The organism is Paenibacillus sp. 2TAB26, assembly GCF_052115145.1.
Lineage (GTDB): Bacteria > Bacillota > Bacilli > Paenibacillales > Paenibacillaceae > Pristimantibacillus.
The window spans coordinates 59099-68333 of the sequence record NZ_JBFRGC010000039.1 but is presented as its reverse complement, the minus strand read 5'-3'; the positions used below and the strand labels follow the sequence as shown (position 1 = coordinate 68333).

11 protein-coding genes and 1 rRNA gene are annotated in these 9235 nt (G+C 45.2%); 2 read left to right on the top strand and 10 right to left on the bottom strand.

The genetic code is table 11. The features are described 5' to 3' along the window. From AB4Z50_RS32010 to AB4Z50_RS32000, 3 genes are all read right to left on the bottom strand, one after another. Positions 1-146 (bottom strand): 16S ribosomal RNA (locus AB4Z50_RS32010); the annotation flags it as partial. A gap of 207 nt (positions 147-353) precedes the next feature. Beyond that, positions 354-575, bottom strand: coding sequence for a hypothetical protein (locus AB4Z50_RS32005; RefSeq protein ID WP_053373934.1), 222 nt, complete (start codon positions 573-575; stop codon positions 354-356). Positions 576-702: 127 nt separating this feature from the next. Next, positions 703-1329, bottom strand: coding sequence for a stage II sporulation protein M (locus tag AB4Z50_RS32000; RefSeq protein WP_430058125.1), 627 nt, complete (start codon positions 1327-1329; stop codon positions 703-705). Positions 1330-1536: 207 nt separating this feature from the next. Between AB4Z50_RS32000 and pdaB the strand changes: the two genes are divergently transcribed. Beyond that, positions 1537-2346, top strand: coding sequence for a polysaccharide deacetylase family sporulation protein PdaB (gene pdaB / locus AB4Z50_RS31995; RefSeq protein ID WP_076271411.1), 810 nt, complete (start codon positions 1537-1539; stop codon positions 2344-2346). A 1-nt stretch (position 2347) separates the two neighbouring features. Here the strand turns inward: pdaB and AB4Z50_RS31990 are convergent, their stop codons facing one another. After that, the gene (locus AB4Z50_RS31990; protein ID WP_441885678.1) at positions 2348-2971 is read right to left on the bottom strand and encodes a KinB-signaling pathway activation protein; all 624 of its coding nucleotides are present in this window, start codon (positions 2969-2971) and stop codon (positions 2348-2350) included. Positions 2972-3156: 185 nt separating this feature from the next. On the opposite strand from AB4Z50_RS31990, the gene gerD reads away from it, so the two are divergent. Further along, entirely contained in the window at positions 3157-3861 is a 705-nt protein-coding gene (gene gerD / locus AB4Z50_RS31985; RefSeq protein ID WP_441885675.1) for a spore germination lipoprotein GerD, read from the top strand. 115 nt (positions 3862-3976) lie between these two features. Here the strand turns inward: gerD and AB4Z50_RS31980 are convergent, their stop codons facing one another. The 6 genes from AB4Z50_RS31980 to rplM all read right to left on the bottom strand — a co-directional run bounded on the left by AB4Z50_RS31980 (position 3977) and on the right by rplM (position 9135). Next, complete coding sequence (locus tag AB4Z50_RS31980) at positions 3977-5098, bottom strand: P-loop NTPase (RefSeq protein WP_076271414.1); 1122 nt, start codon at positions 5096-5098, stop codon at positions 3977-3979. A 113-nt stretch (positions 5099-5211) separates the two neighbouring features. After that, positions 5212-6000, bottom strand: a complete 789-nt coding sequence (gene cwlD, locus AB4Z50_RS31975) for an N-acetylmuramoyl-L-alanine amidase CwlD (RefSeq protein ID WP_441885670.1) — start codon at positions 5998-6000, stop codon at positions 5212-5214. A 129-nt stretch (positions 6001-6129) separates the two neighbouring features. Further along, a complete protein-coding gene (gene sat / locus AB4Z50_RS31970; protein WP_441885667.1) occupies positions 6130-7296 on the bottom strand; it encodes a sulfate adenylyltransferase in 1167 nt (388 codons plus the stop codon). A gap of 25 nt (positions 7297-7321) precedes the next feature. After that, on the bottom strand, positions 7322-8017 hold the full coding sequence (locus AB4Z50_RS31965; RefSeq protein WP_076271416.1) for a phosphoadenylyl-sulfate reductase: 696 nt from the start codon (positions 8015-8017) through the stop codon (positions 7322-7324). 267 nt (positions 8018-8284) lie between these two features. Continuing rightward, on the bottom strand, positions 8285-8677 hold the full coding sequence (rpsI, locus tag AB4Z50_RS31960) for a 30S ribosomal protein S9 (RefSeq protein WP_054025303.1): 393 nt from the start codon (positions 8675-8677) through the stop codon (positions 8285-8287). Between the two features lie 20 nt (positions 8678-8697). Beyond that, the gene (gene rplM, locus AB4Z50_RS31955) at positions 8698-9135 is read right to left on the bottom strand and encodes a 50S ribosomal protein L13 (RefSeq protein WP_054025304.1); all 438 of its coding nucleotides are present in this window, start codon (positions 9133-9135) and stop codon (positions 8698-8700) included. Positions 9136-9235: the final 100 nt, after the last annotated feature.

Here is a 9235-nt window from a genome sequence, read left to right as displayed (position 1 = left end):
AGTCTTACAGGCAGGTTACCCACGTGTTACTCACCCGTCCGCCGCTAAGTATCAGAGGTGCAAGCACCTCATCAACTCCGCTCGACTTGCATGTATTAGGCACGCCGCCAGCGTTCGTCCTGAGCCAGGATCAAACTCTCCAAATTGGTTGTTTGACTTGCTCATAACTTTTATCGCTATATTTGCTCATCCCGAAGGATTTGCAAGGCAGTTTTTACTCGTTGTTCAGTTTTCAAAGAACAATTCATTCTTTCGTGTCAACCGCGTGTGTCTCAGCGGCGACAAGAAATAATATATCACAGGGGCCCAATTAAATGCAACCCCTTTTTTAAAAAAAGTTTTAAAACTTGATTTTATCGATAAGAACGCGCATTTAATGCATAACGCGATAGCTCTTTCGGGGAGGCAATACGTGCGTACATACGGAAGATGATCTTATATCTTCTGGTTATCGCTTGCTTAATATCACCATCTAATCTTGAATCATTCAAGTCGAGCAGCATTTCATCCAGCTCTTTGCGAAGGACGTAGTCGAGTTCTTTGCATTCTTTATCGTTGAATAGTATTCCGAGCATAGCCGTGAGTGACCTCCTTAAGTTGAAAAGCGCAACTTGATCGTCCTTTAACGAACAAAAAAGCAACATCTCACGCAAATGCGTTTCGACACTGCTTTACTGTTATGCTCAAATATTGGAAAAATTATTACATCTGTAACAACCATAATGTAATTGTACTTTCAATTACCGCCGCAATAAGCAGTGTAATCGTCAAAATAACCATGACAGGAACGGTACGAACAACGAAGCTTTCAAGCTCTCGGCTTATATTCCCTGTCTTAGATCTTGCAAATACAAGTGATCCGACCGCTTTGAAGATGAGTACTCCAAAACGCATGCCATAAGCACATGCAATAATAATCGCGGGAATTTCCAGAATTCCGTGCGGCAGCAAACCTTTAACAATAAGCTCCATCACATACCCGCCGCCATGAAGCTCAGCTGTCGTTTTCAGTAAATAACCGATCATCATTCCATTTACAACTAAGAAAAAGAAAGGCAATACCCCAAACAAAGCACCTAAGTACATAACCAGTATCGATTTGACCGCATTATTCAAAAAAATGAAAATCATCATCGTTAACGTTGGATTTTTGGAATCATCGATCATTTCAGCGAGCTGTCCTAGCCCCTTCAGCTGTTCATCAAGAAAAGCTCTGAACGCCGGGTTCGTGCCTCCGATAACCATGCCTGCTAAAAATAATATGGATCCAAACGCTATATAGGGATTCATTTGCTTAAAATGCTCCCAAATCAAACGCCATTTAAACATTTTATCCCCTCCGCAGCTTGTAAGTTCGCAAGATGGATGAATATCTCTGTAGTACGAGCATAGATTGTACTACAAGCGTAAACGACGGCAGCCTTCGTTGGAGGCAAATACTCGTTTCGCAATTAAGGATAAGTGAAGTATAAAGATCGGATTTATACTTTCTTATCTTTGTACAAGCTTCCATTAGAGAGGAGTGCCCCCTTCCCAATGAACGTTTTTTATGTACTGAATGGCCGAAAGTTGAAAAGGTATTTCTTAATTGCTATCGCTGTCGTATTTTCCATTGGTATCATTTATGCCGAACGTGACAACATCACCGTCTTTGCTCCGCAGCAGCCGGCTGCAATCTACAGCGTACCCACTGATAAAAAGGTTGTTGCTCTTACCTTTGACATTAGTTGGGGCGATAAACGCACGGAACCCATTCTTAATGTGCTAAAAGAGAAAAACATTAAGCAGGCTACCTTCTTCTTATCTTCACCATGGAGCCAGTCCCATCCCGAGATCGTCAGAAAGATTCAAGAGGCTGGTTATGAAATAGGCAGCCATGGTCACAAGCATGATAATTACAGCAAGCTTAGCGATGAAGAAATTCGCAAACAAATTACGACTGCACACACCATTTTATCCGACGTAACGGGAAAACAACCGAAATTGATCCGACTTCCTAACGGAGATTTTGACAAGCGGGTACTGCGCATTGCTGAAGAGCTGCAATATAAGGTAATTCAGTGGGATACGGATTCACTCGACTGGATGAACATCGGCACCGACAAAATTATTAATCGGGTCGTTACGCGTGCTCATCCTGGCGACATCATTTTGTTCCATGCGAGTGATTCCGTAAAGCAGACACATGAGGCGCTTCCGATCGTTATTGATCAGCTGCGTGAAAAAGGCTATGAGTTTGTTACGGTAACCGACCTCATCACACAAACTGAGGTTGACGGCAAAGCGGTGCAGGACAAGACATCCTCTACATTCCCGCAAATTAATGCTGCTGAACTAGAATATTAAGTTAAACGACCGGCTTCGCAGCAATCGCTGCTGAGTCGGTTGTTTCTTTTTTGACCAAACGGTGCATCATCATAATTTGGTATGCATTGCAGACGAATAAAGGAACCATCATAAATACAATAGCAGATACGTTCGTTTCACCTTGCAGCGCAGGCCAAGACTCAATGAATGTAATGAAGAACATCAAAAACATGGTTGGCACAAAAGCGGTTTTGTTCGTTTGCTTAACCTTGAACCATGATACTGCAACAGATAATAGAAGCAGGGTAAGCGGCAATGTCCAGAAAAACCAGTTGTTCAGGCGCTGCTCATACAACATATACCCCAGCCCTATTGCTGCGAATAACGTCGTATAGCCTTGCAGCGCATTCCATAAATATTTTTTGCCGAATACGCTAAGAGCGATGTAGTTTAACGTTAAATAAGCGAAAAAGCCCATTTGGCTAAATGCTCCAATCATTAAACCGACCAAACCCATCATTAATGCATTAAAGCCGACAGCTTTAAAGCCTAAGAACCCAAACTCCGGATCTACCCAAGCCATCAACGCACCGGTAATTACGCAGGCAAGCCCGCCTACTACCATGCCGCTCCAAAATAAAAAGAACCACTTTTTTAAATTCACGTTCATTATCCTCCTGTTATCCACATTACCCTTTATTTTACCACGTTCACAATAAAAAGCTAAAGTCTGTCCATGATAATCCGGTGAACTTTGTACATAATAACTATACGATCCATCACTTTTCGAACGATTTGTTTATCCAAACGGTATGCAGCAGCAATGACATAGGAAGGAGCTTGCGAATCATGYGTAAGAGCTTTGCTTTATTTTCGGTTATTACAGCCATGTTATTTGTTTTATCAGGCTGTGGCGCCGAGTCCTCTGGAGGTAGTAATGAGCAGGTCAGCTACAAGGATTTAAAAACGATGGTTATTGATATCCTCAAAACGGAGGATGCCCAAAAAGCACTGCAGGAGTCATCACAGCAAATTTCCGGTTATAGTGGCCAAACCTCTAAGCTGCTGTCTGTGCAGGATCAGGAGGAGGTTCGCTTAGCGGTTAAGGATGTCCTTATTTCTCCTCAGTACGACAAGGTAATCAAAAAGCTTATGGTTGATCCACGTTTCGCGGGGGAATTTGCCAAATCCGTTAATAAGCAAAATAAACAAATCCATAAAGAACTAATAAAGGACCCCTCCTATCAAGCTGATTTAATTAAGGTGCTTAAAAACCCTGAAATGGACAAGATGATTCTTGAGGTGCTGCAAAGTACGCAATACCGCAAGGAAGTGATGTCCCTTATGCAGGATGCGATGCAAAATCCATTGTTTCGACTTGAAGTGCTTGATCTGATGAAAAAAGCAGTACAAGAAGAGCTTAAACCAAGCCCAGACCAGAAAGTAGATAAAAAGAAAGAAGAATCGGGCGGTGAGCAAAAATCCGATGAGGAAGGCGGCGGCGGGGACGATTCAGGCGGCGGTGATGAACAAGGCGGCGATTCGGCTATGTAGCGGTAGAAGTATTGTTTTCACTGCATAAAATGAATTCAAAAAAGCCCGAACAGGTTGTCCGCATGGCAGCAAGGATTAGCTGCCTTAGACAATGGTTCGGGCTTTTGTTATTTGACTATTTGCCGCATTTCGCTAATACGCTGTCTGCAAGCTCCAAGTACATCTTCCCTGTTTCAGTATCGGCTTTGTATACCGACGGTGCAAAGTCAGGCTCAGATACATGATTGTCTGGCGCCCCCAATGGAATTTGAGCAAGCAGATCTGAATGAAGCGTCTCTGCGAGGCGTGCGCCGCCACCGCGGCCAAATACATATTCTCTCTCGCCGGTAACTTTAGATTCGAAATAGGACATATTCTCAACGATTCCAATGATTTCGTGTTCTGTCTTAATCGCCATTGCGCCTGCCCTAGCTGCAACGAATGCTGCTGTAGCATGCGGGGTAGTTACGATAATTTCTTTGCTTTGCGGAATAATCTGATGAACATCAAGCGCCACATCTCCCGTACCCGGCGGAAGGTCTAGCAGCAGGTAGTCAAGCTCGCCCCATTCAATCTCTTGGAAGAAGTTGCGCAGCATTTTGCCAAGCATCGGTCCGCGCCACACGATTGGGCTGTTGTCCTCTACGAAGAAGCCCATGGACATCACCTTAACGCCAAACTTCTCGATTGGGATGACCCGTTCATTCACAACATCCGGGCGCTCTTCAATCCCCATCATATCCGGCACGCTGAAACCGTAGATATCCGCATCGATGATGCCGACGCGCTTGCCCCTGCGTGCTAAAGCGACCGCCAAGTTGACGGTCACTGTCGATTTGCCGACGCCGCCCTTGCCGCTCGCGACGGCGATGAACTGCACCCCGCTGGCAGGATCCAGCAGCGGGTTAGCTAAGCCGGCCCCATGCCCCTGAACGGGCGCTGGGCCGCTAGATTTGCCAGCACCGGCGCTAGCCGCAGCCGGTGCTGCAGCTGCCGCTGGCGGCGGCGTAGACGCGCCTGCGCCTGCGGCAGGCGCTGCCTCGGCCCGAAACCGGAAATGCACGGTTTCGGCGCCCAGGCGCGCCAGCGCCTCGCGGAGCGAGGCTTCCAGCGCGGGCTCCATTGCCGCGCCAGACCCAAGGACCGTCATCGAAACTTGACGGTCCCGAACCATTACATCGCGGATGGTAACCCCATCCGCTTTATGCTGTGCCGTCACGATTTCGACGGCCTCTATAACTTGCTCTCGTGTCAACATAGGTTGTGTCCCACCTTTATATAATTAAAACTATATAATAGTTAGTATAACACAGTAAGCCCATGAACCAAGTCATAGGGTGCACCTTTGCTTCATTTTCGGCGAAAGGTTTCTTACTTGTCGGTTACCTCATCTTGCAACACGCTTCCGCTCAGCTTCTCCCCTGCAGTATATCTTAGAATACCCTCATAGATGGAGGCAGCTACTGATCTTTGGTACTCCGTATCCGCAAGTCGCTGTGATTCCCCAGGGTTAGATAGAAAGCCCACCTCAACGAGTGCCGTCGGAATGTTCTCGATTGCCTTCAGCACATAAACATCCTTCACAGTAGCGGCAACTCTTGTCGTGTTTTCTAAATTGCGTTTAATCTCATCTTGTATGAAGGTTGCGAGAATCCGATTGTCTGGGTGATTGTCCGGATGAAAAAAGGTTTGTGCACCCGTCCACTTAGCTGAAGGGATACTGTTCATATGTATGCTTATGACTGCGACAGGATTGCTATTTTTAATAAGGGACACTCGCTTCTTTAAATCCTCTGTCTTGCGCTTGCTATAAGCTCTTGAATCCCCTGTTGCAAGATCGTAATCCCCTTCCCTTGTCATAACAACGACCGCTCCAGCCTGCTGCAAATAATCGCGCAAATACAGCGCAATCGCTAAGTTTAAATCCTTTTCGATAATGCCCTGCTTACTGACCGCACCGCCGTCTGCCCCGCCATGCCCGGCGTCAATGGCTATAGTCTTGCCCGACAAAGGCAGCGTCCAATAAGACCAGGCTTTTTTTGAAGGCATCGATTGTGTAAGCAATATGCCCGTTAGTGCAATAACCAGCAATCCGATACTGATTCGAATTAAGCCCTTATACGTCAACCAAATGACAACATGCCGATCAATTCGGCGCATAAAAAAACCACCCCGTTTTCCATCAAATGAATACATAGCAGCAAACAGCTTAATCTAGCCAAATGCACACATTCATTTATATGGGACGAGATGGTCGTTTATGAGACAAACCTTAAGTTATTCGGTTAATTAAACTACTGGCTGCTCAGACATGCCTTCAATCAGTATTTTAGCAACCTCAGGACGGGAGAACTCAGGCGGCGGGCAAATGCCATCGCGCAGCAATGCGCGTACCTTCGTACCCGAAAGCGTCAAATGATGCTCCTTGTCATGAGGGCAAGTTTTTGAAGTAGCCATGTTGCCGCACTCTTTGCAGAAGAAGCTGTGCTCGAAATAAAGTGGAGTAATGCCTAGATCTTCTACTGGAATCGTTTTGAGCAGATCCTGAGCTTCATATGTTCCATAGTAGTCGCCTACACCGGCATGATCGCGTCCAACAATAAAATGCGAGCAGCCATAGTTTTTACGAACGAGAGCATGGAAGATCGCCTCACGAGGCCCAGCGTAACGCATAGCTGCCGGGAATACGCCAAGGAATACACGATCCTTCGGGTAATAGTTGTCAAGCAGTGCGAGATAGCTCTTCATCCGTACATTCGCAGGAACATCGTCCGATTTCGTTTCACCAACGAGCGGATTGAGGAAAAGCGCATCAACGATTTCCATTGCTGTTTTTTGAATGTATTCATGCGCGCGGTGAACCGGATTGCGAGTTTGGAAGCCAACAACGGTTTTCCAGCCTTTTTCTGCAAATAAACGACGCGTTTCCGCTGGGTCAAAATAAAACTCGTTAAACTTCTCTGGCTGCGGACGGTTCAGCACCGTAATTTCTCCGCCTACATTTATGGAAGAGCGTTCGAACAGCTTTTGAACACCTGGGTGCTCCAAATCATCTGTCTTGAACACATTCACTGCTTCAACTTTATGGTCAACCGAATAAATGCTATCAATGCTGATAATTGCGTATGTTACGCCATCTTCACCGACTAGCGCTGCACGTTCCCCTGCGGACAGCTCTGCTGCCTTCGCTTCTTCTACAGCAAGCGTAATAGGAATGCTCCATACCGTGCCATTTGCTAGACGCATGTCTTTCACAACTGACTGGTAATCAGCTTCGTTCATAAAACCAGTAAGTGGGGAAAATGCTCCAACTGCGATCAAATCAAGGTCAGATATAGCCCAAGTGTTGATCGTAATCGATTTAAGGGTAGCAGCTTCAGCTAGTAATGCTTCACGTTGTTCGCCCGTAGCGACACGGTTAACGAGTACGCCGCCGTGCGGTAGAATTTGACTCATTGATATTGCTCCTCCTCGAGAGTGCTTATTTATGCAATCCGCATTCTGTTTTTTCTTGACCTGCCCAGCGTCCAGCGCGTGGATCTTCACCAGGCATTACTTTGCGCGTGCACTGCTCGCAACCGATGCTCGGGTAGTTTTGATCATGCAATGGGTTGTAAATAACATCATTCTCGCGAATATAGTTCCATACGTCCTCGGATGTCCAGTGAGCGATTGGATTAAATTTAACGAGCCCGAATTTTGTGTCGTACTCAATTTTTTTGGAATTCGCACGAGTAGGTGCTTGATCGCGGCGAATACCCGTAATCCAAGCATCATATTTCGAAAGAATTTGGGTTAATGGTTTAACTTTACGAATGTTGCAGCATGCGTTCGCATCGGATTTCCAAAGCTCTTCGCCAAACTGAGCAGCTTGCTCCTCAGGTGTAATTTCAGGCTTTACTTCTACGAATGGAATGCCTGGGTAGCGCTTAGCCATCAAATCACGAGTCTCATACGTCTCTTTGAAATGGTAATCCGTATCTAAATAGAAAATGTCCGTTTTCGGGCTAATTTTCTGCAGCATATCAACAAGCACAACATCTTCAGCACCAAAGCTACATGCAAACGTAATATTTGGGAAAGTTTCTACCGCAAACGCAATAATTTCTTCCGGTGTTGCGTTTTCGAGCTCAACTTCCTTTTGTTTGATAAGCGCTTCTTTTTCAAAAAGGTTCATTTTTTTTGCCCTCCGTTTTTAATTCCTAGTAAATTGCTCTGTATAAAAATTATACGTCCAAAAAGTGAAATGTTCAATATAAGTTTTAACCAAAATGAAATAAAGTTTGAAATTTTATTGGACGCACCAAAAAACACCTTATGCGTCTTCCGATCAGCAAAGGTGTTTTTAAGGGAATAGCAGTAAAAAAATCTAAATTGGATGTAGCTTTTCTTCTATAAACAAAAAAATGCCCTCTCTGGCAAGCAGAGAAGACATTTTGAAGTATTAACGTTTCGAGAATTGTGGAGCGCGACGAGCCGCTTTAAGACCGTATTTTTTACGCTCTTTCATACGCGGATCACGAGTTAGGAAGCCAGCACGTTTTAGAGCCGGACGGAATTCAGGGTCTGCTTTAAGCAAAGCACGTGAAATACCGTGACGGATAGCGCCTGCTTGACCGGACATACCGCCGCCGTTAGCAATTACTAGTACATCGTAGTTAGACAATGTGTCAGTAAGGTTAAGCGGTTGTTTTACGATCAGCTTCAATGTTTCTAGACCAAAATATTCATTAAGGTCGCGTTTGTTAATAATGATTCGTCCTTCACCCGGCACAAGACGTACACGTGCAACAGAGTGTTTACGACGACCGGTTCCATAGTATTGCACTTGAGCCATGAAACTTGTCCTCCTCTTTATTACCCGCGAAGTTCGTAAACTTCAGGGTTTTGTGCTTGATGCGGATGTTCAGCACCTGCGTATACTTTAAGTTTAAGCTTCATTTTGTTACCAAGACGGTTCTTAGGCAACATGCCGTGTACAGCCAGTTCGATTACGCGTTCTGGCTTGTTTTTAATCATCTCTTGAGCCGGAGTGGATTTCAATCCGCCGGAGTACATGGAGTGACTGTAGTAAATTTTATCTGACATTTTCTTACCTGTCAGATGGATTTTTTCAGCGTTGATAACAACAACGAAATCGCCTGTATCAACATGTGGCGTAAATGTCGGTTTGTGTTTGCCGCGGATCAGGGCAGCAACTTCACTCGCCAAGCGGCCTAGCGTTTTGCCTTCCGCATCGACGACGAACCATTTACGATCAACTTCAGTTGATTTAGCCATATAAGTGGTACGCATGGATGATCCTCCTTAATTTCATACATTAATCGTTTTTATAACAACGTAAACGTTGATTTGTTTGTTCATTGTTGATAGCCAAGTTTGTGACAATCTCAGT